The sequence below is a fragment of the Ancylobacter sp. IITR112 genome (genome assembly GCF_041415945.1).
Lineage (GTDB): Bacteria > Pseudomonadota > Alphaproteobacteria > Rhizobiales > Xanthobacteraceae > Ancylobacter.
Window position 1 is genome coordinate 592,839 of record NZ_JBGCUS010000001.1, and the last position, 22,918, is coordinate 615,756.

General features: G+C 72.1%; 30 protein-coding genes. 26 read left to right on the top strand and 4 right to left on the bottom strand.

The annotated features are described in order from the left end of the window. Positions 1 to 115: 115 nt before the first annotated feature. The 4 genes from AAC979_RS02620 to AAC979_RS02635 all read left to right on the top strand — a co-directional run bounded on the left by AAC979_RS02620 (position 116) and on the right by AAC979_RS02635 (position 2,726). Positions 116 to 304 carry a hypothetical protein gene (locus tag AAC979_RS02620; RefSeq protein WP_371345267.1) on the top strand — a complete coding sequence of 63 codons (189 nt, stop codon included), beginning with the start codon at positions 116 to 118 and terminating at the stop codon, positions 302 to 304. Continuing rightward, positions 301 to 483: a hypothetical protein gene (locus AAC979_RS02625; protein ID WP_371345268.1), complete on the top strand. Its 183-nt coding sequence runs from the start codon at positions 301 to 303 to the stop codon at positions 481 to 483. Before AAC979_RS02620 ends, AAC979_RS02625 begins: the two co-directional genes overlap by 4 nt. Beyond that, entirely contained in the window at positions 480 to 1,061 is a 582-nt protein-coding gene (locus AAC979_RS02630) for an HK97 family phage prohead protease (RefSeq protein ID WP_371345269.1), read from the top strand. Before AAC979_RS02625 ends, AAC979_RS02630 begins: the two co-directional genes overlap by 4 nt. A gap of 420 nt (positions 1,062 to 1,481) precedes the next feature. Further along, positions 1,482 to 2,726, top strand: a complete 1,245-nt coding sequence (locus AAC979_RS02635; RefSeq protein ID WP_371345270.1) for a phage major capsid protein — start codon at positions 1,482 to 1,484, stop codon at positions 2,724 to 2,726. Between the two features lie 100 nt (positions 2,727 to 2,826). Here AAC979_RS02635 and AAC979_RS02640 read toward each other — a convergent pair whose 3' ends face one another. From AAC979_RS02640 to AAC979_RS02650, 3 genes are all read right to left on the bottom strand, one after another. Beyond that, positions 2,827 to 3,054, bottom strand: a complete 228-nt coding sequence (locus AAC979_RS02640; protein ID WP_371345271.1) for a hypothetical protein — start codon at positions 3,052 to 3,054, stop codon at positions 2,827 to 2,829. 72 nt (positions 3,055 to 3,126) lie between these two features. After that, positions 3,127 to 3,354, bottom strand: a complete 228-nt coding sequence (locus tag AAC979_RS02645) for a hypothetical protein (RefSeq protein ID WP_371345272.1) — start codon at positions 3,352 to 3,354, stop codon at positions 3,127 to 3,129. 207 nt (positions 3,355 to 3,561) lie between these two features. Further along, positions 3,562 to 4,281 carry a trypsin-like serine protease gene (locus AAC979_RS02650; protein ID WP_371345273.1) on the bottom strand — a complete coding sequence of 240 codons (720 nt, stop codon included), beginning with the start codon at positions 4,279 to 4,281 and terminating at the stop codon, positions 3,562 to 3,564. An 84-nt stretch (positions 4,282 to 4,365) separates the two neighbouring features. Here AAC979_RS02650 and AAC979_RS02655 point away from each other — a divergent pair, with 84 nt between their 5' ends. The 15 genes from AAC979_RS02655 (at position 4,366) to AAC979_RS02725 (ending at position 16,363) form a co-directional block, all read left to right on the top strand. Continuing rightward, positions 4,366 to 4,932, top strand: a complete 567-nt coding sequence (locus AAC979_RS02655; protein WP_371345274.1) for a head-tail connector protein — start codon at positions 4,366 to 4,368, stop codon at positions 4,930 to 4,932. After that, entirely contained in the window at positions 4,929 to 5,249 is a 321-nt protein-coding gene (locus AAC979_RS02660; protein ID WP_371345275.1) for a phage head closure protein, read from the top strand. Before AAC979_RS02655 ends, AAC979_RS02660 begins: the two co-directional genes overlap by 4 nt. A gap of 73 nt (positions 5,250 to 5,322) precedes the next feature. After that, on the top strand, positions 5,323 to 5,739 hold the full coding sequence (locus AAC979_RS02665) for a DUF3168 domain-containing protein (protein ID WP_371345276.1): 417 nt from the start codon (positions 5,323 to 5,325) through the stop codon (positions 5,737 to 5,739). Between the two features lie 359 nt (positions 5,740 to 6,098). Next, entirely contained in the window at positions 6,099 to 6,506 is a 408-nt protein-coding gene (locus AAC979_RS02670; RefSeq protein WP_371345277.1) for a phage major tail protein, TP901-1 family, read from the top strand. 173 nt (positions 6,507 to 6,679) lie between these two features. Then, positions 6,680 to 7,045, top strand: coding sequence for a gene transfer agent family protein (locus AAC979_RS02675; RefSeq protein WP_371345278.1), 366 nt, complete (start codon positions 6,680 to 6,682; stop codon positions 7,043 to 7,045). Beyond that, positions 7,042 to 7,284: a rcc01693 family protein gene (locus AAC979_RS02680; protein WP_371348983.1), complete on the top strand. Its 243-nt coding sequence runs from the start codon at positions 7,042 to 7,044 to the stop codon at positions 7,282 to 7,284. Before AAC979_RS02675 ends, AAC979_RS02680 begins: the two co-directional genes overlap by 4 nt. Before the next feature lie 231 nt (positions 7,285 to 7,515). Further along, positions 7,516 to 8,115 (top strand): phage tail tape measure protein, encoded by a 600-nt coding sequence (locus AAC979_RS02685; RefSeq protein ID WP_371345279.1) that lies wholly within the window; start codon positions 7,516 to 7,518, stop codon positions 8,113 to 8,115. Beyond that, a complete protein-coding gene (locus AAC979_RS02690) occupies positions 8,116 to 8,757 on the top strand; it encodes a TIGR02217 family protein (protein ID WP_371345280.1) in 642 nt (213 codons plus the stop codon). Next, positions 8,754 to 9,623, top strand: coding sequence for a DUF2163 domain-containing protein (locus tag AAC979_RS02695; RefSeq protein WP_371345281.1), 870 nt, complete (start codon positions 8,754 to 8,756; stop codon positions 9,621 to 9,623). Before AAC979_RS02690 ends, AAC979_RS02695 begins: the two co-directional genes overlap by 4 nt. Beyond that, on the top strand, positions 9,623 to 10,060 hold the full coding sequence (locus tag AAC979_RS02700; protein WP_371345282.1) for an NlpC/P60 family protein: 438 nt from the start codon (positions 9,623 to 9,625) through the stop codon (positions 10,058 to 10,060). Before AAC979_RS02695 ends, AAC979_RS02700 begins: the two co-directional genes overlap by 1 nt. A gap of 207 nt (positions 10,061 to 10,267) precedes the next feature. After that, positions 10,268 to 14,170 carry a glycoside hydrolase/phage tail family protein gene (locus AAC979_RS02705; protein ID WP_371345283.1) on the top strand — a complete coding sequence of 1,301 codons (3,903 nt, stop codon included), beginning with the start codon at positions 10,268 to 10,270 and terminating at the stop codon, positions 14,168 to 14,170. A gap of 25 nt (positions 14,171 to 14,195) precedes the next feature. Beyond that, the gene (locus AAC979_RS02710; protein WP_371345284.1) at positions 14,196 to 14,885 is read left to right on the top strand and encodes a DUF2793 domain-containing protein; all 690 of its coding nucleotides are present in this window, start codon (positions 14,196 to 14,198) and stop codon (positions 14,883 to 14,885) included. Positions 14,886 to 14,902: 17 nt separating this feature from the next. Beyond that, positions 14,903 to 15,208, top strand: coding sequence for a hypothetical protein (locus AAC979_RS02715; protein WP_371345285.1), 306 nt, complete (start codon positions 14,903 to 14,905; stop codon positions 15,206 to 15,208). A gap of 1 nt (position 15,209) precedes the next feature. Beyond that, the gene (locus AAC979_RS02720; protein WP_371345286.1) at positions 15,210 to 16,094 is read left to right on the top strand and encodes an arabinofuranosidase catalytic domain-containing protein; all 885 of its coding nucleotides are present in this window, start codon (positions 15,210 to 15,212) and stop codon (positions 16,092 to 16,094) included. Next, positions 16,091 to 16,363 (top strand): hypothetical protein, encoded by a 273-nt coding sequence (locus AAC979_RS02725; protein ID WP_371345287.1) that lies wholly within the window; start codon positions 16,091 to 16,093, stop codon positions 16,361 to 16,363. The genes AAC979_RS02720 and AAC979_RS02725 overlap by 4 nt, the downstream gene beginning before the upstream one ends. A 4-nt stretch (positions 16,364 to 16,367) precedes the next feature. Here the strand turns inward: AAC979_RS02725 and AAC979_RS02730 are convergent, their stop codons facing one another. Further along, positions 16,368 to 16,838 (bottom strand): hypothetical protein, encoded by a 471-nt coding sequence (locus tag AAC979_RS02730; RefSeq protein ID WP_371345288.1) that lies wholly within the window; start codon positions 16,836 to 16,838, stop codon positions 16,368 to 16,370. 146 nt (positions 16,839 to 16,984) lie between these two features. Between AAC979_RS02730 and AAC979_RS02735 the strand changes: the two genes are divergently transcribed. The 7 genes from AAC979_RS02735 (at position 16,985) to ccmE (ending at position 22,792) form a co-directional block, all read left to right on the top strand. Further along, a complete protein-coding gene (locus AAC979_RS02735; protein ID WP_371345289.1) occupies positions 16,985 to 17,791 on the top strand; it encodes a glycoside hydrolase family 108 protein in 807 nt (268 codons plus the stop codon). After that, positions 17,788 to 18,078, top strand: coding sequence for a hypothetical protein (locus AAC979_RS02740; protein WP_371345290.1), 291 nt, complete (start codon positions 17,788 to 17,790; stop codon positions 18,076 to 18,078). The genes AAC979_RS02735 and AAC979_RS02740 overlap by 4 nt, the downstream gene beginning before the upstream one ends. Positions 18,079 to 18,377: 299 nt before the next feature. Then, on the top strand, positions 18,378 to 19,061 hold the full coding sequence (locus AAC979_RS02745) for a response regulator transcription factor (protein ID WP_371345291.1): 684 nt from the start codon (positions 18,378 to 18,380) through the stop codon (positions 19,059 to 19,061). After that, a complete protein-coding gene (locus AAC979_RS02750) occupies positions 19,061 to 20,440 on the top strand; it encodes an ATP-binding protein (RefSeq protein WP_371345292.1) in 1,380 nt (459 codons plus the stop codon). The genes AAC979_RS02745 and AAC979_RS02750 overlap by 1 nt, the downstream gene beginning before the upstream one ends. A 92-nt stretch (positions 20,441 to 20,532) precedes the next feature. After that, positions 20,533 to 21,000, top strand: a complete 468-nt coding sequence (locus AAC979_RS02755) for a glycine zipper domain-containing protein (RefSeq protein ID WP_371345293.1) — start codon at positions 20,533 to 20,535, stop codon at positions 20,998 to 21,000. 213 nt (positions 21,001 to 21,213) lie between these two features. Next, positions 21,214 to 22,341, top strand: a complete 1,128-nt coding sequence (gene ccmI, locus AAC979_RS02760; protein ID WP_371345294.1) for a c-type cytochrome biogenesis protein CcmI — start codon at positions 21,214 to 21,216, stop codon at positions 22,339 to 22,341. A gap of 4 nt (positions 22,342 to 22,345) precedes the next feature. Further along, the gene (ccmE, locus tag AAC979_RS02765; RefSeq protein WP_371345295.1) at positions 22,346 to 22,792 is read left to right on the top strand and encodes a cytochrome c maturation protein CcmE; all 447 of its coding nucleotides are present in this window, start codon (positions 22,346 to 22,348) and stop codon (positions 22,790 to 22,792) included. The last annotated feature ends 126 nt before the right edge of the window (positions 22,793 to 22,918 follow it).

The following is a 22,918-nucleotide window of genomic DNA, read 5'->3' on the forward strand; positions in this document are numbered from 1 at the left end:
TGCCGGGTGCGCCTGCCGTGGCGCGATCCCGGCTCTGCGCTTCGCTTCGGCCGGGATGACGACCTTGGGGGTCGCAATAACGACCAGCGCCGCAAACGGGCCGAGGAGGCAACCCATGCAGCCGCTCATGACAGCCTTTGCTGACAAAGCCGACATCGCCCATCTCGCTTTGCTGATGTGGGCGCTGGGGGCCTCCGCGCTGGCCGGGCTCGCGCTGCGCGAATTGGGCCGCGCGGTGCGGCGCTTCGATGATTTCGTGCGCGAGATCGCGCGCTTCAACGCCCTGTTCGGAGACGAGACATGAGTTCGACCCCGCGCATCCGGGCCTTCCTGCCCGGCCGCTTCACCGGGCTTTCCCCGCTTCTGCCGGCGCCGGACCGGGCCGGGCAGGCGCCGCAGGTGTTTCGCCAGTTCGGCCGCACGCTCGGCCGGCTGGAACGCACGGCCGCGACCCGCCGGCCGGGCACGGGGGTGGGGGCATGAGCCTCGACGCGCGCTCCTTCCCCCCGCGCGAGACCAAGGCCGGGGCCGCGCCCTTTGCCGGCGCGCTCGCCAGCATCGCGCCCGATGGCCGCTTCGAGGGCTATGCGGCGCTGTTCGGCCGGGTCGATCTCGGCCGCGACCTGATCCTGCCCGGCGCCTTCGCCCATTCGCTGGCCGAACGCGGCGCCGGCGGCGTGCGGCTGCTGTTCCAACACGATCCGGCCGAGCCGATCGGCACCTGGATCCGGCTCGCGGAGGATTCGGTCGGGCTCTATGTGCAGGGCCAGCTCACCCTCGATGTCGCCCGCGCCCGCGAGGTGCTGGCGCTGATGCGCGCCGGGGCCATTGACGGGCTCTCCATCGGCTTTCGTGCGGTGGAGGGCCGCACCGATCCGCGCACGCGGGTGCGACGGCTCTCGCGCATCGACCTGTGGGAGGTGTCGGTCGTCACCTTTCCCATGCAGCCGGATGCCCGCATCGCGGCGGTGAAGCGGGCGGGCGATCATTTGGCGGGCGCGATCCGCCGTGGCGCCCGCCGCCTGCGCGCCTTGCCCGGGCTGCGGCCGGTTTTGGGGTAGCGGCCTGCGTGCTTCGAGGCCGGCCTGCGGCCGGCACCTCAGCATGACGAGGCTTCTGCATCACGAGTGCCGTCATCCTGAGGTGCGAGCGAAGCGAGCCTCGAAGGATGGTTTGCGCGCGCGATGCCTCCCCTCATGGCCGGGCTTGACCCGGCCACCCAGACTTCTGGCCGGCCGCTGCAGGAAAGGCTGGGTCCCCGGGTCAAGCCCGGGGATGAGGAAGGCGGAGGGGCCCCCCGGATCGGCGCCGCGCGGCGCGCGGCTTGTCCGGGGCACCGTTTCCCCGCGGCGCCCCCGCCGCCGTCACCCGGACGGTCCGCAGGACCGATCCGGGATCGCAACGTCATTTCACGATCCCGGCTCTCCGGCTGCGCCTGCGGCCGGGATGACGGCGCTCTTCTTGTAAAGGATACGAGCCACATGGAACCCAGCATGCCCGCACCCGAATGCAAGTCCGCCGGCCCGGAAGTCTCCGCCGCCTTCGAGGAATTCATGAGCGCCTTCGAGGCGTTCAAGGACGCCAATGACCAGCGGCTCGGCGCGCTGGAACGGCGCGGCGGCGATGTCGTCGCCGATGACAAGGTGGCGCGCATCAATGCCGCGCTGGACGCGCAGAAGGCGCTGATCGACGAACTGGTGCTGAAAGCCCGCCGGCCGGCGCTCGGCGGCGGCGATCCCGTCAGCGACCTCGCCGCGCGCGAGCACAAGGCGGCGTTCGACGCCTATGTCCGCACCGGCGAAGCGGCGGGGCTGAAGCGGCTGGAGGCGAAGGCGCTTTCCGCCGGCGTCGGCGCGGATGGTGGCTACACCGTGCCCACCGAGACCGAGCGCGAGATCGGCAAGCGGCTTGCCGCGCTGTCGCCGATCCGCGCGCTGGCCGATGTGCGGGTGATTTCCGCCGGCACCTACAAGAAGCCGTTCATGACCTCCGGCCCGGCGGTGGGCTGGGTGGCGGAAACCGGCGCGCGCGGCCAGACCGCCAGCCCGGTGCTTGATGAGATCGCCTTCCCGGCGATGGAACTCTATGCCATGCCGGCGGCGACGCAGACGCTGCTCGACGATTCGGCGGTGAATATCGACGAATGGCTCGCCATCGAGGTGGAAGCCGCCTTCGCCAGCCAGGAAGGCACGGCGTTCGTCACCGGCGACGGGGTGGGCAAGCCGAAGGGCTTTCTCGCCTATGACACGGTGGCGGACAGCGCCTGGGCGTGGGGCAAGCTCGGCTTCCTCGCCACCGGCGCGGCGGGCGATTTCCCCGCCGCCAGCCCCTCCGACCCGCTGGTCGACCTCGTCTATGCCGTGAAAGCCGGCTACCGGCAGAATGGCAGCTTCCTGATGAGCCGGCGCACGCAGGGCGCGGTGCGCAAGCTGAAGGACGAGAACGGCCAGTATCTGTGGGCGCCGCCCAGCGCGCCGGGCACGCCGCCGAGCCTGATGGGCTTTCCCGTGCACGAGGCGGAGGAGATGCCGGGCATCGGCGCGAACAGCCTCTCCATCGCCTTCGGCGATTTCCGCCGCGGCTATCTCGTGGTCGACCGCGCCGGGGTGCGGGTGCTGCGCGATCCCTATTCCGCCAAGCCCTATGTGCTGTTCTACACCACCAAGCGCGTCGGCGGTGGGGTGCAGGATTTCGACGCCATCAAGCTGCTGAAATTCGCCGCCTGAGCCGCGTCGCGTAAGCGCGACGCAAAAAAGGGGCGCCCGGTGAGGGGCGCCCCAGAAAGACGGTCAGGTCTCGAACAGAGTCAGATCGTGCAGTGCCGGCTCACTTGGTCGAGCGGGCATTCGCCTCGACGGCCTGGTTGATATAGGCGTCGGAAACGGTCGGGGTGGTCAGGGTGGCGTTGCGCCCTTCCACGACCGGCTGCGCGGTCTGGCTCTGCACCTGCGGGGCCGGGTGGGTGCCGTAAATGGTGGCGTCACGGCCGGCGGCCTGGGCGCCCGCGGCGCCGAGGGTGGCGAAGGCAACAGCGGCGATGAGGATCTTGTTCATGGTCGATACTCCGTGAAAAATGGCCGGCGCGCGCTCTCACGGGGGCGCCGGCCGAGGGGGATTGGGCGGGGATCAGTTGGTCGAGCGGGCGTTGGCTTCGACCGTGCGCTGGATATAGGCGTCGGAGACGGCAGGCGCCGCGACGGCGGCGTTGCGGCCTTCGACGACCTTGTTCTGCGCCTGGCTCTGAACCTGCGGCGCCGGATGGGTGCCATACACGGTGCTGTCGCGGCCGGCGGCCTGGGCGCCGACGGAGCCGAGCGTGGCGAGGGCGACAGCGGCGATGAGGAGCTTGTTCATTTTCGTCTTCTCCGAAGAGTGGGTGGGCGGCATGTTTCGGCCGCGCCGTTCATGAGGAGAAGCTAGTTCCGGCATCGGCGCATGGCCAGTTGCGATTAAGCGCCGTCAGGATTGCGTTTACGCAATAACAACTGCGTGTTTGGCTCTGGCGGCGCAGCGTCGCGGCACCTATGGCGCAGTCGATAAGATCGCGTACGATTCGAATGCCTAACGCGTCAGCCCGCGCAACGTGGCGTCGATCCAGGCGCGCTGCGGGCCGATCAGCGTCGCGCCGGTGACGCCGCCGCAGCCGCGCGCGCCGCCCGCCGCCGTCGACCAGCCGATGATGCCGGCGACGACGCCGTCGATCAGCACCGGCCCGCCGCTGTCGCCGGTGCAGCCGCCCTTGGCGGCGCCGTCGGACAGCCGGACCATGATGCCGCCCGTGGTGCCGATGCTGGGGAGAGTCACCGCGCGCAGCGTGCCGGCGCTCTTGCCGTCGCCGTCCTTGGTCACGCCATAGCCGGCGACGGTGAAGGCGGTGCGCTTGGGCGGCAGCGCCACCTGGTCGCTGAGCGCGGCCGGGCGGAAGCTGGCGGGAAGCGTCTCGCTGAGCCGCACCAGAGCGAGGTCCGGCGTCGGGCGGCGCGTCTCGAACGAGTTCGGATCGAAGGACGGGTGCACCGCCTTGCGGTCGATCGGGATGAGGCGCGGCGTGCCGGCCTCGAACACCACCACCGCATAATCCGCCGCCGGCTCGACGCAATGGGCGGCGGTGAGCAGCACGTTTGGCCCCAGCACCACGCCGGTGCAGGTGGCGCCGCGCGTCGACACGATCATCGCCGTCTCCGCCGCCAGACCCGGCTCCGCCGGCCCGCCGCCGACAATGGCACGGGCGGGGCTGGCGAGGGCGAGGGCGATCAGGGCGGCGGGCAGCAGCAGGCGCATCGGCGGGTTCCGAACAGGGACGCGCCGTTGTGGCGGCGCCCGGCCGCAAGGTCAATCGCCGGAACTCATTCACAGAGAGGCACCATGCCCGCCATCCTTCTCGCCGGGCCCGCCGCCGAGCCGCTGACGCTCGCCGAGGCCAAGACCTATCTGCGCATCGACCACGGTGCCGAGGACGCGCTGATCGCCTCGCTGATCACCGCCGCGCGGGCGACCGTGGAGGCGCTGACACGGCGGATGCTGATCGACCAGAGCTGGCGCCTCGTGCGCGACGCCTGGCCCGCCAGCGGGGTGATCGCCGCGCCGGCCAACCCGCTGCGCGCGCTCACCGCCGCGCGGGTGATCGCCGCCGACGGCACCGAAACCGCCGTGCCGCTCGATGCCTTCACGCTCGACACTGCCCGCCTGCCCGGCCTGATCCGCGTCGCGCGCGGGGCGGTGCCGGCGCCGGGGCGGGCTCTGGCGGGGATTGCCCTCGACATCACCGCCGGACATGGGCCGAACGCGGACCATGTGCCCTCGCCGCTCATCGAGGCGGTGCGGGTGGTTCTTGCCCATTTCTACGAGCATCGCGATGTCGCGGGAGCCGGCGCGGCGTTTCCCGCCCGGCTGGACGCGCTGGTGGCGCCGTTCCGGGTGGCGCGGCTGTGAGCGGCATCGGGGCCCTGCGGCACCGTCTGGTGCATGAGACGCCGGTGGAGATGCCGGACGGCATGGGCGGCGTCACCCGCAGCTTCCTCGCCGTCGACAGCCTGTGGGCGGCGATCGCGACGCGCGGCGCGGCGGCGGAGATCGCCGACCGTCCCGGCGCCGTGCTCGCCCATAGCGTCACCGTGCGCGCGCCCGCCACGGTGCAGCCGGGCGACCGGCTGCGGCTCGGCGCCCGGCGCTTTCTCGTCGAGGCGGTGAGCGACCCGGACGGGCGCGGGCGCTTCCTTGTTTGCGACTGCCGGGAGGAGACGCCATGAAATTCGTAACCCGCCTGCGCGGGCTGGAGGCGCTGCGCCGCCGGCTGGCGCAACGCGCAACCGGGAGGCGGCGTTGAGCACCGCGGCCGGTCCCGCCGTCGCGCTGCGCCGGGCGATCCACGCCGCGCTCACCACCGACGCCGCCCTGACCGCCGCGCTGGGCGCGGGGCGTATCCACGATGTGCCGCCCGCCAGCCCGGCCTTTCCCTATGTGACGCTGGGCGAGGCGCAGGTGACCGACTGGTCCACCGGCACCGAGGCCGGGGCGGAGCACCGGCTGACGCTGGCCTGCTGGTCGCGCGAGGGCGGGCACGGCGAGGCGCATGCGCTGGCTCACCTCGTGCAGCAGGCGCTACACGACGCGCCGCTCGCTCTTGACGGGCACCGGCTGGTGAATCTGCGGTTCACCTCGGCGGACATCCGCCGCGAGCCCGGTGGGCGCAGCTATCGCGCGCTGCTGCGCTTCCGCGCCGTGACCGAGCCCGCGTGACGGGCGCAGCCGGCAGCATTCGCGTGCAAATGATTCTGCCGACTCGGGAATTCGCGCCGGGTTGAATCGGAATGTGAGCAGGCGGGCGGCTGCGGCGCCTTCCCGGCCGCACCGGACGCGCGAAGCGGATTGTTGTTTTGGCAGACCCGCGAAGAAAACCGCGCAAGCGATTCAGGCGACTCAATAATCCGCCTGAAGTTGATTCAGAACATGAAGTCACTTGGCGGCGTTTGCGGAATCAAACTGCAAACCCGGCCAGATCAGCCGCCGCGCCTGGGTCGGAGCTGACTGTACTTCCCAAGGGTTAACCATCTCTGAATACCGCCGCAAGGCGGCTGAGGCAAGCAAGGGAGCGGCCGATGGCGGCGCAAAAGGGCAAGGACCTGCTGTTGAAGATCCATGACGGCACCAGCTTCGCCACCGTGGCCGGGCTGCGCTCGCGGCAGATCGCCTTCAATGCCGAGGCGGTGGACGTGACCCATGCCGAGAGCGCCGGGCGCTGGCGCGAACTGCTCGCCGGGGCCGGGGTGAAGCGGGCCTCGGTTTCCGGCTCCGGCGTGTTCAAGGACGGCGCCTCCGACGCGCTGATCCGCCAGAGCTTCTTCGACGGCACCATCCGCAACGCGCAGATCGTGGTGCCGGATTTCGGCACGCTGGCCGGGCCGTTCCAGATCACCAGCCTGGAATTCGCCGGCGAGCATGACCGCGAGGTGACATTCGACATCGCGCTGGAAAGCGCGGGTGAGATCACCTTTGTCGCGCTGTGAAGGCGGCGCTGTGACGGGACGGCGCGGCGAGGAACAGCGCCCTCATGGCCGGGCTTGACCCGGCCACCCAGACTTCAGAGCGGCTTCGGGCGGCTGCGCTGGGTCCCCGGGTCAAGCCCGGGGATGAGGGGTGGGTTTTAGCGTCAGCTTCAGCCCTCGGAGAGGAGCACATCATGGCCAATCGCCACCGCGGCGAGATTTCCGCCGAACTCGACGGGCGCCGGCGCACGCTGGTGCTGACCCTCGGCGCGCTGGCGGAGCTTGAGGACGCTTTCGGCGCCGCCGATCTGGTGGCGCTGACCGGGCGCTTCGCGCAGGGGCGCCTCGCCGCGCGCGACGCCATCCGCCTGCTCGCCGCCGGGCTGCGCGGGGCGGGGGAGACCGTCACCGAGGCGGAGGTGGCGCGCATGACCACGCCCGGCGGGGCGGCCGGCTTCGCCCGGATCGTCGGCGCGCTGATCGCCGCGACTTTCGGCGGGGAAGAGGCGGGCGAGGGAGCGGCGCGCCCTTTACCCGATCCTCCGGAGGCGAGGGGATAGGCGGGCCGGCTCAGCTCGTCGGGGAGGGCGTCCCGCCCCTTCCCGGGGAGGGCGTCCCGCCCTTCCCCTGGGAGGAGGCGATGGCCTTCGGCTTCGGCCGGCTGAATCTGTCGTCACCTGCCTTCTGGCGGATGACGCCGCGCGAACTCGCCGCCGCGCTGCGCGCCTTTGCCGGCCCGGCGCGGGCCCCGCTGGACCGCGCCGGCCTCGCCGCGCTGATGGCGCGGTTCCCGGACTGAGGGGGCCGTCTTGCCGCCCATGCCCTCATCCCCGGGCTTGACCCGGGGACCCAGCTCGGCCGCCCGCACCCGGTCTGAACTCTGGGTGGCCGGGTCAAGCCCGGCCATGAGGGAGCGAGGGGGGCAGACGGCCGGGTCAAGCCCGGCCATGAGGGAGCGAGGGGGCGTTCGGCGCGGCGCCTGCGCCTCCGCTGGGACGGAACACGGCACCATTTCATTCAGGAGGGCAGGATGGCTGCGGGCGACGCGGATGCGTTCGACGACGGGCTGACGGTGGAAATCCGCGCCGATACCAGCGCCTTCCAGCGCGAGATCGCAGAAGCGGAGCGGCTGGCGCGCGGTTTCGGCCGGGCGGTGGGCGATGCGCTCGCCGGCGCCACGGTGAAAGGCCGCGAGGCCGACGATGTGCTGCGCACGCTGGCGAGCCGGCTGTCCTCGCTGGCGCTCGACATCGCCTTCAAACCGCTGGAACAGGGGATTTCCGGTCTTCTTCAGGGTGCGCTCGGCGGCCTTTCCGGCTTCGCAAAAGGGGCGGCGTTCGACAAGGGCCGCGTCACCCCCTTCGCCCAGGGCGGGGTGGTGGCGGCGCCGACCTATTTCCCCATGGCCGGCGGTGCGCTCGGGCTGATGGGCGAGCGCGGCGCGGAGGCGATCCTGCCGCTGGCGCGCGGGGCCGATGGCCGGCTCGGTGTCGCCGCGCAGGGCGGGACGCGCGGAACGCAGGTGACGGTGAATGTTTCGACGCCCGATCCGGGCGCCTTCCGCCGCTCCGACGCCTATCTCGCCGGCCTCATCGCCCGCGCCGTGGCGCGCGGGGAAAGGAGCCTGTAGATGCCCGGCTTTCACGAGGCGCTGTTTCCGCTCGACATCGCGCTCGGCGCGGCGGGCGGGCCGGAGCGGGCGACGGAAATCGTCACCACGCTGACCGGCCACGAGGAGCGCAACACGCGGCTCGCTCATTCCCGCCGGCGCTGGGATGCCGGCTATGGCGTCACCTCGCTGGCGCAGCTTTCCACTGTTGTCGCCTTTTTCGAGGAGCGGCGCGGCCGGCTGTTCGGCTTTCGCTGGCGCGACCGGCTCGACCACGCCTCCGGCGCGCCGGGGGCGGCGGTGACGCCGCTCGACCAAGCGCTGGGCAGCGGCACCGGAGCGCGCGCGCAATTTCAGTTGGTGAAAACCTATGGCGGCGCGCACGCGCCCTATCAGCGCCCCATCGCCAAGCCGGTCGCCGGCTCGGTGCGGGTGGCGGTGAACGGGGCGGAGCGGGTGGCGGGCACGCATTTCAGCCTCGACACGGCGGCCGGGCTCATCAGCTTCCTGCCCGGCCATGTGCCGGCGCTGGGGGCCAGCGTGACCGCCGGCTTCCTGTTCGATGTGCCGGTGCGCTTCGACACGGATTTTCTCGAAGTGAACCTCTCCGCTTTCGAGGCCGGGGCGATCCCGCGCATTCCCATTCTGGAGATACGGCCGTGAGGCAAATCCCCGAAGGCCTCGCCGCGTCGCTCGCGGGCGGGGTGACGACGCTCGCGCGCTGCTGGCGGATCACCCGTCGCGACGGCGTGGTGGTGGCGCTGACCGAGCATGACGAGGATCTTGCCGTCGACGGCACGCTGTTCCGCGCCGCCGCCGGCGCCTCAGGCAGCGAGGATGCCGCCGCGCTCGGCTTCGCGGTGGGCGGGGGCGAGATGGCGGCGGCGCTCACCTCCGAGCTGATCGACGACGCCGATCTCGACGCCGGGCGCTATGACGGGGCGGGGATCGAGCTGATCCTCGCCGACTGGTCGGCGCCGGAGCATTTCCTGCTGCTGCGCCGGGCGCATCTGGGCGAGGTGCGGCGGAGCGAGGGAAGCTTCACCGCCGAACTGCGCGGGCTCTCATCCGCGCTGAATGTGGTGCGCGGGCGGCTGTTCACCGCCGGCTGCGACGCCGATCTCGGCGATGGACGCTGCCGGATCGACCTCGCCGGGCCGGCCTATACCGGCCATGGCACGGTGAGCGCGGCGGAGGGGCCGGGGCTGATCGTGGCGGAAGGGCTCGGCGCCTTTGCGGGCGGTTGGTTCACGCAGGGCAGGCTGGTGTTCACCGGCGGCGCTTCTGCCGGCTTCGCCACCGAGGTGAAGGCCCACACGGTGAGCGCCGCCGGGGATGTGCGGCTGGAATTGTGGCAGCGCCCGCCGGTGACGCCTGTGCCGGGGGAGAGCTTCACCGTCACCGCCGGCTGCGACAAGCGCTTCGCCACCTGCCGCGACCGCTTCGCCAACACGCTGAATTTTCGCGGCTTTCCGCACATGCCGGGCAATGACGCGGTGCTGCGTGTGGCGACGCCGGGGAGGCCGTGATGGGCGAGGGGGATGTGCGCGCGCGGATCGTGGCCGAGGCGCGGGACTGGATCGGCACGCCCTATCTCCACCGCGCTTCGCTGAAGGGCGAGGGCGCGGACTGCCTCGGCCTCATTCGCGGCGTGTGGCGGAAGGTTTTGGGGCCGGAGCCGCAGGACCTGCCGGCCTATGCGCCGGACTGGGCGGAGGCGACGCGCGCCGAGCAGATGGCGGAGGCGGCCGGCCGGCACATGCGCGCCGTGCCGCTGGAGGCGATCTCCCCCGGCGATGTGCTGCTGTTCCGCTGGCGCGACGGCTTTCCCGCCAAGCATGCCGCCCTGCTGGTGGGCGCGGACCGCATGGTGCACGCCCATGACGGGGCGGCGGTGGCGGAAGTGTTCCTCGCCCCCTGGTGGCGGCGCCGGCTCGCCTTCGCCTTCGCCTTTCCCGGCGCGTGAGGGGGGCTCGCTATGCCGCATCCAGCCCTTCACCCCCAACTTTACGCCCTCATGGCCGGGCTTGACCCGGCCACCCAGCCTTCGGCCGGGTGCGGCGGTCGGGCTGGGTCCCCGGGTCAAGCCCGGGGATGAGGGCGCGCGTGGTGGGCTTCGCCAGACCGAGCGCAAATGGGCGCCAAAGGCGTCATTCCAACAAGCGGAGCGACCATGGCCACACTCATTCTCGGCGCGTTGGGCGGGACGATCGGCGGGGCGCTGTTCGGGCCGGTGGGGGCGCTGGCCGGGCGGGCGCTTGGCGCGCTCGGCGGCTCGGCTATTGACAGCCTGGTGCTGAACCCCGGCCAGCGCACGCAGGGCCCGCGCCTCGCCGAGTTCGGCACCATGACCTCCACCGAGGGCGCGGCGCTGCCCCGGCTCTATGGCCGGGCGCGGCTTTCCGGCCAGGTGATCTGGGCGGCGCCGGTGCAGGAGGTGGTGTCCACCCAGACGCAGGCCTCCGGCGGCAAGGGCGGCATGGCGGGAGGTGGCGCCAGCACCACCACCTACAGCTATTTCGGCAGCTTCGCCGTCGGCCTGTGCGAGGGCCCGGTGACGCGGCTCGGCCGCATCTGGGCCGATGGAAGGCTGCTCGACACCCGCGCGCTCAATGTGCGCCTGCACAAGGGCGGCGAGGACCAGCTTCCCGACCCGCTGATCGAGGCGCGCGAGCCGGGGGCGCCGGCCTATCGCGGCCTCGCCTATCTCGTCTTCGAGCGCCTGCCGCTGGCGCGCTTCGGCAACCGGCTGCCGCAGATTTCCGTCGAGGTGGAGCGCGCGGTGGGGGCGCTGGAGAACGCCGTGCGGGCGGTGACGCTGATCCCCGGCGCCACCGAGTTCGGCTATCAGCCGCGCGAGGTGCTGCGGGTGGACCGGCCGGGGGTTTATCAGCTTGAAAACCGGCATGTGACCACCCATCCCAGCGATCTTTCCGCCGCCCTCGACCAGTTGCTCGCCACCTGCCCGAATCTCGAACGGGTGGCGCTGGTCGTCGCCTGGTTCGGCAACGATCTGCGCGCCGGCCAGTGCCTGATCCGTCCGGCGGTGGAGCGGCGCGTCAAGCCGACGCAGATGGGGCTGGTTCCCGTGGCGTGGCAGGTGGCGGGACTGACCCGCACCAGCGCCGCGCTGGTGAGCCAGTATGACGGCAAGCCGGCCTATGGCGGCACGCCGTCCGACGACAGCGTCATCGCGGCGATCGAGGCGCTCAAGGCGCGCGGGTTGAAGGTGACGCTGAACCCGTTCGTGATGATGGACATTCCCGCCGGCAACGCCCTGCCGGACCCCTATGCGCCGGGGGCGATGCAGCCGGCCCACCCCTGGCGCGGGCGCGTCACCTGCCACCCCGCCCCCGGTGTCGCCGGCTCGCCCGATGGCACGGCGGCGGCGGGCGCGCAGGTGGCGGCGCTGTTCGGCACCGCGAGCGCGGCGCAGTTCGGCGCCTCTGGCGGGCGCGTCACCTATGCCGGCCCGGCGGAATGGACGCTGCGCCGCATGGTGCTGCACTATGCCAAGCTCAGCCAGATCGCCGGCGGGGTGGACGCCATCCTCATCGGTTCGGAAATGGCGGCGCTGACCCGCGTGCGTTCCGCGCCGGGCGTCTACCCGGCCGCCAGCGCCTTCGCCGCGCTGGCGGGCGAGGTGCGGGCGATGCTGGGGCCGGGCACGCAGATCGGCTATGCCGCCGACTGGACGGAATATGGCGCGCATGTGCGGGACGGCGGGGCGGAGCTGCGCTTTCCGCTCGACCCGCTCTGGGCCTCGCCGGCGCTCGATTTCATCGGCATCGACTGGTACCCGCCGCTGGCCGACTGGCGCGAGGGCGACGCCCATCTCGACGCGGAAGCTCATGAGAGCGGGCATGACCGCGCCTATCTCGCCGGCAATCTCACGGGGGGCGAAGCCTTCGACTGGTATTACCCGGATGAGGCCGCCCGCGCCGCGCAGGCGCGCGCCCCGATCACCGATGGCGCCTATGGCGAGGCGTGGGTATTTCGCCAGAAGGATATCGCCGGCTGGTGGAGCCACGCGCACCACGAGCGCGTCGGCGGCGTGCGGCAGGCCAGCCCGACCGCGTGGGTGCCGGGTTCCAAGCCGGTGCGGCTGATGGAGGTGGGCTGTCCGGCGGTTGACAAGGGTGCCAACCGGCCCAGCGCCTTTCCCGACCCGAAATCCGCGGAGGGCGGGTTGCCGCCCTTTTCCAGCGGCGCGCGCGACGATTTGATCCAGCGCCGGCATCTGGAAGTGAGCCTTGCCGGCTTTGCCGGCTCCACGGCGCTGAACCCGCCGGCCCCGGCGCTGCCGGGCGGGCGGATGATCGACCCGGCGGCGATCCATCTCTGGACCTGGGACGCGCGGCCCTTCCCGGTCTTTCCGAGCGCCACCTCCGTCTGGGCCGACGGGGCCAACTGGCAGACCGGGCACTGGCTCAATGGCCGGCTCGGCGCCGCGCCGCTCGCCGAACTCACCGCCCGGCTGGCGGCGGATTTCGGCGTGGTGGACATCGCTACCGACACGTTGCGCGGCATTGTCGACGGCTATGTCGTCGACCGGCCGATGACGGCGCGGGCGGCGCTGGAACCGCTGGCGCGGGCCTTCGCCTTCGATCTCGCCGAGCGCGGCGGCGCGCTGGCGCTGGCGGCGCGCGGCGGCGGGGTGCGGGCGACGCTCACCGATGACGACCTCGTCACCGGCGACGACGTGGCCGCGCCGTCGCTGGTGCGGGCGGCGGAGGGCGAATTGCCGCTCGCCGTCACGCTCGGCTTCATCGACGGCACCGGCGACTATCGGCACGCCACCGCCGTCTCGCGCCGTCTGGCCGGCGCGGCCCGGGCGGAAACCGGGATGGACATCGCCATGGTGGCCGATCCCGCTCTCGTCGCCGGCCTCGCCGAGCGCTGGCTGCAGGACGCCTGGGCCGGGCGCGACACGGCGAGCCTCAACCTGCCGCCCTCGCATCTCGCTCTGGAGCCGGGCGATGTGGTGCGGCTGGAACGTGACGGGCGGTCCCGGCTGCTGGAGATCACCGCCATCGAGGATCGCGGCACGCGGACGGTGAATGCGCGCAGCATCGACCCCGCCGTGTTCGCCCTCGCTTCGCGCGAGGCGCCGGCGGGCGAGGTGGAACTGCCGGGTGGCGAGGGGCCGGCGCTGGTGCATCTCCTCGAACTGCCGCTGGCGGGCGGGGAGGGCGCGCCGGTGCTGGCCTGGCTCGGCGCCTTCCTCACCCCCTGGCCGGGCAGCCTGACCGTGTGGCGGGCGGTGGACGGCGGCAGCTTCGAGCCGGCGGCGTCACTTTCGGCGGCGGCGGTGACGGGGACGACGCTTGGGGCGCTGCCCGCCGGCCCGCTGTGGCGCTGGCAGCGCGCGAGCCTCGATGTCGAACTCGACGGCGGCCTGCTCGCCGGGGCGAGCGCGGAGGCGGTGCTCGGTGGGGCCAATGCGCTGGCGCTGATGGACGGGGCGGGCGCGGTGGAGGTGATCCAGTTCACCGAGGCCGAGCTGATCGGCCCCTCGACCTGGCGCCTCTCCGGCCTGCTGCGCGGACAGCTCGGCACCGAGGCGCGCGCGGGCGCCGACTGGCCGGCGGGGACGCGGCTGATGAAAATCGACGCCAATCTGGTGCCGGTCGCGAGCGGGCTCGACCTGATCGGCCGCGCCGTCACCTACCGCGTCGGCCGCTCCGACCGCGACCATGGCGACGACGCCGTCACCGAGATCGCCGCCACGCTGGGCCCGCAGGCGCTGCGGCCCTTCGCGCCGGTGCATGCGCGGGCCCGGCGCCGGGCGGCGGGGGTGGAACTGAGCTGGACGCGCCGCGCCCGCCGCGACGGCGATTCCTGGGATCTGGTCGAGGTGCCGCTGGGCGAATCGACGGAAGCCTATGAGATCGAGATCCTGAGCGGGGCCAGCGTGAAGCGCCGCGTGACCGCCACCGCGCCGGTCTTTCTCTACGCGGCGGAAGACGAGATCGCCGATTTCGGCGCGGCGCAGCCTTTCCTCGATGTGCGCATCGCCCAGCTTTCCGCCGAAGTCGGCGCCGGCGCGGCGCTGACCGCGCGGCTGCGGCCCTGACCCCTTCGTCCCACAGGATGATCCCATGAGCGAGACGACGCCCCTGCTCGCGCTGCCGCTGCTCGCGGCGGCGCAGGCGCAGAAACATGTGACGCATAATGAGGCGCTGCTGCGGCTCGACGCCGCCGTGCAACTCGCCGTGCTCGACCGCACCCGCGCCCTTCCCCCGGCCGCGCCGCTGCCGGGCGACCGGCATCTGGTCGCGTCCGGCGCCGGCGACGCCTTCGCCGGCCATGAGGGTGAGATCGCGCTCTACGATTCCGGCTGGCATTTCCTCGCCCCCCGCGCCGGCTGGCGCGCCTATGTCGTCGCGGAAGGGGTCACGCTGCTGTTCGACGGCAGCGTCTGGCGCGAGGCGCTCGTCCTCGCCCCTTCCGGCGCCGCCGCGACGCTGCGCGTCGCCGAGGCGGAGGTGAACCTCGCCGGGGCCTTCGCGGTCTCGACACTGGTCATTCCCAGCCGCGCCATCTGCCTCGCGGTCGCCAGCCGCACCGTGGCGGCGGTGACCGGGGCGACGTCCTACGAGGTCGGCATATCCGGCGAGACGGCGAAATTCGGCGGGCTGCTCGGCATCGCCGCCGGCGCCGGCAATATCGGCGTGATCGGCCCGCAGGCCTTCTATGCCGACACGCCGCTGCGCGTCACCGCGCTGGGCGGCAGCTTCACCGGCGGGCGGGTGCGGCTCGTCCTGTCCTACCTCGCCTTCACCCTCTGATATCAGGGAGCGAACCCATGCCCTATGATGCCGCCAAAGACCCCTGGCACCGCCGCGCTCTCTCCCCCGCTGGCCTCGGCCGCGCCGGGGCGCTGGTGGCGCCGAGCGACGCCGCCGACCTGCCGCGCTATGCCCGGCTGCGGGTGTTCGCGCCGGCCACGCTGGCGAGCGCCGAGATCCGCATCCTCCCCGTCGATGCCGCTGACGACGCGCCGCTGACCCTGCCGCTGCCGCCTGGCCAGGTCAGCGTGCTGGAGTTTCTGGTCCGGCGCGTGCTGGCCACCGGCACCACGGCCGGGCTCGTCATTCACCGGGTCGACTGAGATGGCGGCCTTCGGCTTCTCGCTTTCGCTCGCCCATCGCGGCGCGCGCCCGGCGGCGCGGCCGGTGCTCGACGCTTTCGCCGGCACGCTCTATGCCGCCTACGGCCTGACGCGGCTTCTGACCGCGCAGACCGGCCCCGGCGTTCGGGTCCGCCGATCCAGCGATGGCGCCGAGGCCGATATCGGCTTCACCCCGCTGGGCGCGCTGGACAGCGCCGCGCTGCTCGCCTTCGCCGGCACGGCCAGCGCCTATGCCGTCATCTGGTACGACCAGAGCGGGAATGGACGCCACGCCACGCAGAGCGTGACGGCCGCGCAGCCGCGCCTGGTCAATGCCGGCGCGCTCGACACCGGCCCCAATGGCCGGCCGGTCCTCGCCTTTTCCGGCAGCCAGAATTTCGGCATTGCCGGCGCCGCGGACTTTGCGCGCAAGGCGGACAACGTCACCATCGGTGTCGCCGGCCTGTCGTCGGCCACCGCCGGCTCCGCAGCCTTCTTCAGCGCCTCGAAGGGGGCAAACCTGTCCTGGTATCGCGCGGGGATCCTGCATACGCCGACATTGGCGGCGGCCCGCTTCGCCGCCTCCGCCAATGATTTGGACAATCCGCCGCTCGCCTCGCGAGGCTATGTGATGGGTTCCTGGGCCCGGTTCATCGGCCGGGCACGATTCCTTGAAGACGGGCTCGACTTCGCCATCGACGGCGCCACGACAATGGTGGCACTCGGCACTTCGACGGCGTCGGTCGACAGCGACAGCACGGTGCGGATCGGCGTCAGCCCCAATGGCGGCGCCCCGCTTTACGGCCAGATGTCGGCACTGGTTCTCGCGCGCGCGCCACTCGCTATCGCCGCGCTCGATGCCGCCCTGCAGGGAACGTTGCCATGAACTATCTGATCTTTGCCTCGCCCGCGCAGGCGGCCGATCGCAGCGCCGCGGCGTGGCAGGCGCTGGGCGCCCCCGCCGGGGCGACGCAATTCCTCTGGGCCTGGCATGTGCACCCCACCGACGGGCGGGCGGCGCTGGCGATACCGGCGACGCCGAGGGCGGTGCAGATCGACATCCCGCAGGAGCGGTATGAGCGACTGCTCGGCGAGGAGGAGCGCGCCGCCCTGACGGCGACGCGGCCCGGCGAGGGGTGGGACGGAGACGACTGAGCGCCTATTCGGCGGCGGCGCGCATGCCGCGGCCGGCCGCGCTCGGCGGCCCCGCCGGCGCCGGCGGCTGCGGGCCGATGAAGGCAGCGGCGGGTCCGGCTTCGCCCGCTCCCGCCGCGCTCGCGGCGGCGGCCTTGGCGGCGGCGGTCGCCACCGGCTTGGCGGCGATGGTCGGCCGGGCAATGATGCGGCGCTTGGCGGTTTCGACCACGGTGGCGATCTTCTCGAACCGCTTCAGCCGGTCGATCTCGGCATTGAGCCGATCCAGTTCGTCGCCAATGGCGCGGCAGATCGCCCGGTAGCTCTCGGGTGTCAGCCGGTCGCGCATATAGGCCACGCCGCGCTCGGAATCGGTGCTTTTCAGCACCACCGGGGCGACAGCCAGAAGCGCCTCCGCCTGCACCTGGCCGGAGCTGCGCCGTGCTTCATCGAAAATGCCGCGCAGGTCTTCGACGAGTCGATCTTCTCTTGCCATGCCGTGCAGAGCCCCGTTCGGTAGCCAGCTTCTCAAAAGGAATCTCGATATTCGGGTATTTTTGCAACCGTGCTCGGGTAGTGAGACCCTTAACATAGCGTTAATCCCCAAAATTTACCCCCTAATTTTTGCAGTGGAGTCATGCCATGACCGCGTCGGGCTTCGACGGGGCGCTTAAGCGCGTGCTCGTCCACGAGGGCGGCTATGCCGACCACCCCGCCGATCCCGGCGGAGCGACGATGAACGGCATCACCCAGCGCGTCTATGATGGCTGGCGTCGGCGCCATGGGCTGCCGTTACGGGAGGTGCGGCGGATCGCGCCGGAGGAGGTCAGCGCGCTGTATCGCCGCCAGTATTGGGACGCGGTGCGCGCCGACGACCTGCCGGCCGGGCTCGACTATGCGCTGTTCGACGCGGCGGTGAATTCCGGGCCGGCGCAGGCGGCGAAATGGCTGCAGCGCGCGCTCAAGGTCACTGCGGACGGGCAGGTGGGCGAGGCGACGCTGGCGGCGCTGGAGGCGCGCGCCGTGTCCGCGCTGATCGACGGCGTGTGCGACCGGCGGCTTGCCATGCTGCGGACCTTGCGCACCTTTCCGACCTTCGGCGCCGGCTGGACCCGGCGCGTCGGCGAGGTGCGGGCGGCGGCGAAGGCGCTGGCGGGCGCGGCGCAGGCAGGTTCGGCACAGCCGGAGGCCGCGCGGGAAACCGGCGGCGCCGCCCGCGCCCGCCCGGCCGACACACGGCTCTCGCGCACGCCGGAAGGCGCCGGCGGGCTTCTGAGCGGGGCCGGTATGCTCGGCGCCGTCGTGGCCGAACAGGCCGACCGGCTGGCGCCGCTCGCCAGCCTCGCCGAACCGCTGAAATGGGCGTTCGCGGCGCTGATGCTGGCGGGCGTGGCCCTCACCCTTCGCGCGGCGCTGGCGCGGATCGAGGCCGGCGAGGTGACGCCGTGACGGCGCTGCTCGGCCTGCTGGCGAGCCCGCTCGGGCGCACCGCCGCGCTGCTTTTCGCCGCCGCCGCGCTGGCGGGCGGGATTTATCTCAAGGGCCGCGCCGAAGGACGGGCGGCATGCCTGGTGGAAGGAGAACGCGATGTGCTGGAGACGATCGCGCGCGCGGACCGCGCGCGGGCTGCTGCTGATCGCCGCAACGTTGACGGCGGCCGGCTGCGCGACGACGACACCTTCCGCCGCGACGAGGGGCGCCTGCGGGGTGTTCCGGCCGATAAGCTGGGCGAGTGAGGACACCGACCCCACCATCCGCCAGGTGAAGGCGCACAACGCGGTGGGGCGGGAACTGTGCGGCTGGCGGGGGAAGTGAGGGGGGCGCGGGTGAGGCCCTGTCCCGGTTTGCCGTCATCCCGGCCGTAGCGCAGAGCCGGGATCGTCCGCCGGATGCCGCGCGATCCCGGATCGGCCTGCGGCCGTCCGCGATGACGAACGGGCCTGGGCGCCCCGCACCCCGCACCTGACATCCGCCACACTCGGTGGCATGCTCGCAGCGCCGCGTGCCCCCCGCGCGGTGTGCGTGAGGAACTGCCGTGCGCCTGCTTGTCGTCGAGGACGATCCCGATCTGAACCGCCAGATGCATGAGGCGCTGGTCGAGGCCGGTTATGCCGTCGACCGCGCCTTTGACGGCGAGGAGGGCCATTTCCTCGGCGATACCGAGCCTTACGACGCCGTGGTGCTCGATATCGGCCTGCCGAAGATGGACGGGCTCTCGGTGCTGGAAGCCTGGCGGCGGGCGGGGCGGAAAATGCCGGTGCTGATTCTCACCGCCCGGGACCGCTGGAGCGACAAGGTGCAGGGCTTCGATGCCGGCGCCGACGATTATGTCGCCAAGCCCTTCCATATGGAGGAGGTGCTGGCGCGCCTCCGCGCTTTGCTGCGCCGTTCCGCCGGCCATGCCGCCAGCGAACTCACCTGCGGCCCGGTGATGCTCGACACCCGCTCCGGCCGGGTGACGGTGAGCGGGCGGCAGGTGAAGCTGACCTCGCATGAGCACCGGCTGCTCGCCTATCTCATGCACCATACCGGGCGGGTGGTGTCGCGCACGGAGCTGGTCGAACATCTCTATGATCAGGATTTCGACCGCGATTCCAATACGATCGAGGTCTTCGTCGGCCGGCTGCGCAAGAAGCTGGAGGTGGACGTGATCCAGACCGTGCGCGGGCTCGGCTATCTGCTCGTCGCGCCGGAGACGACGCGCGAGGCGCCGCGCTGATGCGCTCCGGCTCGCTGGCGCTGCGCCTGTTCGTTTCGGCGACGGTCGTCAGCGTTCTCGTGCTGGCGGTCACCGGCTTCACCCTGCATCAGGTCTACCGCGCGGCGGTGGAACGCGCCTTCGACCAGCGGCTCGATGTCTATCTCAAGACCATCGTCGCCGATGTCGCCAACTCGCCCTCCGGCACCATGCCGGAGCCGACGACGCTGGGCGACCCGCTGTTCAACTTCCCGATTTCCGGCTGGTACTGGCAGATCACCCGCACCGACGGGCCGGCGGCGCAGGTGAAGACCTCGCGCTCGCTGCCCGAGGGCAAGCTGCCGCTCCTGTTCGAGCGCCAGCCCGATTCGGATGTCTCGGGGCTGCGCGAATCCTATGCCGACGGCCCCTCCGGCCAGAGGCTGCGCATTGTCGAGCGGGTGGTCGATCTCGGCGAGGATGGGCGCTATGCGGTGGCGGTGGCGGCCGATGCGGGTGAGATCGAGGAGGAGGTCGCCGGCTTCGACCAGGCGCTGGCGGTGACGCTGGCGATTCTCGGCGGCGCCTTCCTGCTGACGCTGGTGTTCCAGGTGCTGTTCGGCCTGCGTCCGCTCAAGCGCATGCTCGCCGCGCTGCACGAGGTGCGCACCGGCCGCGCCGATCGCATTGAGGGCGACTACCCCATCGAGATCGCCCCCCTGGCGGCGGAGGTGAACGCGCTCATCGACACCAATCGCGAGATTGTCGAGCGCGCCCGCACCCATGTCGGCAACCTCGCCCATGCGCTGAAGACGCCGATTTCCGTGCTGCAGAACGAGGCGGCACGGGGCCATGGGCCGGACGCGCCGCTCGCCGCCAAGGTGACCGAGCAGGCGCAGATCATGAAGGACCAGGTGGCGCATCATCTGGAGCGGGCGCGCATGGCCGCGCGTGCTTCCGTCGTCACCACGGTGGAGGAGGTCGAGCCCATCGTCGCGCGCATCGCCGCGACGCTGGCCAAGGTCTACCGCGCCAAGGGCGTGGCGGTGGAGTCAGAGGTGGCGGCGAGCCTGCGCTTTCGCGGCGAGCGGCAGGATCTTGAGGAGATCCTCGGCAATCTCGTCGACAATGGCTGCAAATGGGCGCGCACGCTGGTGGAGATCGCCGTCGTAGCGGTGCCGGGCGCGGCGGGCGAGCGCGATTATTTCGACATCACCATCGACGATGACGGCCCCGGCCTGACGCCGGAGCAGCAGACCGAGGCGCTGAAGCGCGGCAAGCGGCTGGACGAGACCCGGCCGGGCTCCGGCCTCGGCCTGTCCATCGTCGCCGAACTGGTAGGACTTTACGGCGGCCGGCTCAGCTTCGGCCGTTCCCCGTTCGGCGGGCTGCGCTGCGTGGTGCGGCTGCCGGCGGCCTGATCGGCGAAAGGGGTGACGGAGCCGCGCTTTCGCCCTATTCCTCTCTTCCTTGGTGCGCGAGATGCCGTGCCGAAGCTGGAGGATAGATTTTCATGCGCGCATACCAATTCGTCGCCGTGGGCCTTGTCGCCGGCGTGCTCGCGGGCTGCAGCACCGCGCAGGAAAACCCGAACACTGTCGGCGGCGCGGCCATTGGCGCGGTTGCGGGCGGCATCATCGGCCAGGCAGTCGGGCACAACACCGCGAGCACGCTGGTCGGCGCGGCGGTGGGCGGCCTGATCGGCGGCACCATCGGTAATGCGCTCGACCAGGCCGACCGGCAGCGGGCGCAGCAGGCCGAAACGCAGGCGCTGGAATATGGCAGTCCCGGCGCGCCGGTGAGCTGGCGCGGCGATAGCGGCGCCTATGGCACCATCGTCCCCGGCCCGACCTATGCGCGGGGCGGCTCGCCCAAGTGCCGGGAGTTCACCCACACCATCTATATCAACGGCCAGCCGCAGACCGCGCGCGGCACCGCCTGCCGCAACCCGGACGGCACCTGGTCGCCCGTCGCCGGCTGAGCCGCGCGGCGGGGTGACGCAGGCCGGTCCCGCAGGGGTCCGCGTCCTCGCAGGCAAAGCGGACCTGAAGCGGTCCGCGTCCCTCGCAGGCAAAGCGGACCTGAAGCGGTCCGCGTCCTCGCGGCACTGTGAGCCTGCGGCGATCCGACTGAGGGTGTTACGGATTGGCGACAGGCTCGAGGTCGGCTACCTCAGCGCATTAGAGGAAAACTAATGTTGCTGTGGATCGCCTTCTCGCTGATGACCGGCGCCGCCATTCTGGCGGTGCTGTGGCCGCTGCGCACCGGCGCGGCGGCGCCCGCCGCCAGCACCGCCGAGGCCGATCTCGCCGTCTATCGCGACCAACTGGCCGAGATCGAGCGCGACCGCGCCGCCGGCCTGATCGCCCCGGCCGAAGGCGAGGCCGCCCGCACCGAGGTGGCGCGGCGCATCCTGCGCGCCACCGCCGAGCGGGCGAGTGAGGGTGAGGGCTCCGGCGAGGGTCGGCGGCGGCGCGTGGTCGCCGTGGTGGCGCTGCTCGGCGTGCCGCTGCTGGCCGGGGGGCTGTATCTTTCCCTGGGCTCGCCGCTTTATCCGCCGCAGCCGCTGGCGCAGCGTCTGGAGGCGCAGCCCAACCCTTCCGACATCGCCATCCTCATCCGCAAGGTCGAGACCCATCTCGAAGCCAACCCGGATGACGGGCGCGGCTATGAGGTGGTGGCGCCGATCTATGCCCGCATCGGCCGGCTCGACGATGCCGCCCGCGCCTGGGCCAACGCCATCCGCCTGCTCGGCCCCAATGCCCAGCGCGAAACCGGCCTTGGCGAAGCGCTCACCGCGCAGGCGGGCGGGGTGGTGACGGCGCAGGCGAAACAGGCATTCACGGCGGCGCTGGCCGCCGACCCGCAAGACCCCAAGGCGCAGTATTTTCTCGGCCTCGCCGCCGAGCAGGACGGGCAGACGGCGGAGGCGGCGGCGCGCTGGAGCGCGCTGGTCGCCCAGTCCCCGCCCGATGCGCCCTGGCTCGGCCTGCTGCGCGAGGCGCTGACCCGCATCGGCGCGCCGGTCCCGGCCACCGCCGGCCCCGGTCCCGGCGCGGCGGACATGGCGGCGGCGGAAAGCCTGACGCCGGAGCAGCGCGAGGCCATGGTGCGCGGCATGGTGGAGCGGCTGGAGGCGCGGCTGGCGCAGCAGGGCGACGATATCGAGGGCTGGCTGCGGCTGATGCGCGCCTGGACCGTGCTCGGCCAGCAGGACAAGGCCAAGACCGCCGCCGGCCAGGCCCGCACCCATTTCGCCAGCGATACGGCGGCGCTCGGCCGCATCGACGCGCTGGCGCGCGAACTCGGGCTGGAGAGCTGACGCCATGACCCGCAAAGGACGCCGCCTTCTCGTCATTTCCGGCGCCGCCGGCGTGCTCGCCCTCGCCGCCGGGCTGGTGCTGTTCGCGCTCAGCGACACCATCGTGTTCTTCCGCACGCCGAGCGAGATCGCCGCCGAGGGCACGATGCCCGGCACGCGGCTGCGGCTCGGCGGGCTGGTGAAGGACGGCAGCGTCGAGCACACCGACGGCACCCATGTGCGCTTCGTCATCACCGATCACGGCGCGGATATGCGCGTCGCCTATGTCGGGCTGCTGCCCGATCTGTTTCGCGAGGGGCAGGGGGTGATCGCCGAGGGCGTCATCGCCCCCGATGGCAGCTTCACCGCCGACAGTGTGCTCGCCAAGCATGACGAGAACTACATGCCGAAGGAAGTCGCCGACGCGCTGAAGAAGCAGGGCGTGTGGAAGGAAGGGGAGGCGACGCCGTGAGCGTTCTTCCGCTGGGTCCCTGGTCAACGTCATCCCGGACGCGGCACGGCCGCGAGCCGGGATCGGCTTCCGCTTTCCGTGCCATTATCGGCCCGCGATCCCGGATCGGCCTGGCGGCCGTCCGGG

Bases quoted from the DNA above. Each gene is read 5' to 3' on its own strand.
- ccmI (WP_371345294.1), top strand. From the start codon at position 21,214: ATGTTGCTGTGGATCGCCTTCTCGCTGATGACCGGCGCCGCCATTCTG.
- AAC979_RS02735 (WP_371345289.1), top strand. From the start codon at position 16,985: ATGACCGCGTCGGGCTTCGACGGGGCGCTTAAGCGCGTGCTCGTCCAC.
- AAC979_RS02720 (WP_371345286.1), top strand. From the start codon at position 15,210: ATGGCGGCCTTCGGCTTCTCGCTTTCGCTCGCCCATCGCGGCGCGCGC.
- AAC979_RS02655 (WP_371345274.1), top strand. From the start codon at position 4,366: ATGCCCGCCATCCTTCTCGCCGGGCCCGCCGCCGAGCCGCTGACGCTC.
- AAC979_RS02635 (WP_371345270.1), top strand. From the start codon at position 1,482: ATGGAACCCAGCATGCCCGCACCCGAATGCAAGTCCGCCGGCCCGGAA.
- AAC979_RS02645 (WP_371345272.1), bottom strand. From the start codon at position 3,354: ATGAACAAGCTCCTCATCGCCGCTGTCGCCCTCGCCACGCTCGGCTCC.
- AAC979_RS02640 (WP_371345271.1), bottom strand. From the start codon at position 3,054: ATGAACAAGATCCTCATCGCCGCTGTTGCCTTCGCCACCCTCGGCGCC.
- AAC979_RS02675 (WP_371345278.1), top strand. From the start codon at position 6,680: ATGGCCAATCGCCACCGCGGCGAGATTTCCGCCGAACTCGACGGGCGC.
- ccmE (WP_371345295.1), top strand. From the start codon at position 22,346: ATGACCCGCAAAGGACGCCGCCTTCTCGTCATTTCCGGCGCCGCCGGC.
- AAC979_RS02690 (WP_371345280.1), top strand. From the start codon at position 8,116: ATGCCCGGCTTTCACGAGGCGCTGTTTCCGCTCGACATCGCGCTCGGC.
- AAC979_RS02625 (WP_371345268.1), top strand. From the start codon at position 301: ATGAGTTCGACCCCGCGCATCCGGGCCTTCCTGCCCGGCCGCTTCACC.
- AAC979_RS02630 (WP_371345269.1), top strand. From the start codon at position 480: ATGAGCCTCGACGCGCGCTCCTTCCCCCCGCGCGAGACCAAGGCCGGG.
- AAC979_RS02710 (WP_371345284.1), top strand. From the start codon at position 14,196: ATGAGCGAGACGACGCCCCTGCTCGCGCTGCCGCTGCTCGCGGCGGCG.
- AAC979_RS02725 (WP_371345287.1), top strand. From the start codon at position 16,091: ATGAACTATCTGATCTTTGCCTCGCCCGCGCAGGCGGCCGATCGCAGC.
- AAC979_RS02715 (WP_371345285.1), top strand. From the start codon at position 14,903: ATGCCCTATGATGCCGCCAAAGACCCCTGGCACCGCCGCGCTCTCTCC.
- AAC979_RS02670 (WP_371345277.1), top strand. From the start codon at position 6,099: ATGGCGGCGCAAAAGGGCAAGGACCTGCTGTTGAAGATCCATGACGGC.
- AAC979_RS02650 (WP_371345273.1), bottom strand. From the start codon at position 4,281: ATGCGCCTGCTGCTGCCCGCCGCCCTGATCGCCCTCGCCCTCGCCAGC.
- AAC979_RS02755 (WP_371345293.1), top strand. From the start codon at position 20,533: ATGCGCGCATACCAATTCGTCGCCGTGGGCCTTGTCGCCGGCGTGCTC.
- AAC979_RS02750 (WP_371345292.1), top strand. From the start codon at position 19,061: ATGCGCTCCGGCTCGCTGGCGCTGCGCCTGTTCGTTTCGGCGACGGTC.
- AAC979_RS02705 (WP_371345283.1), top strand. From the start codon at position 10,268: ATGGCCACACTCATTCTCGGCGCGTTGGGCGGGACGATCGGCGGGGCG.
- AAC979_RS02700 (WP_371345282.1), top strand. From the start codon at position 9,623: ATGGGCGAGGGGGATGTGCGCGCGCGGATCGTGGCCGAGGCGCGGGAC.
- AAC979_RS02685 (WP_371345279.1), top strand. From the start codon at position 7,516: ATGGCTGCGGGCGACGCGGATGCGTTCGACGACGGGCTGACGGTGGAA.
- AAC979_RS02620 (WP_371345267.1), top strand. From the start codon at position 116: ATGCAGCCGCTCATGACAGCCTTTGCTGACAAAGCCGACATCGCCCAT.
- AAC979_RS02730 (WP_371345288.1), bottom strand. From the start codon at position 16,838: ATGGCAAGAGAAGATCGACTCGTCGAAGACCTGCGCGGCATTTTCGAT.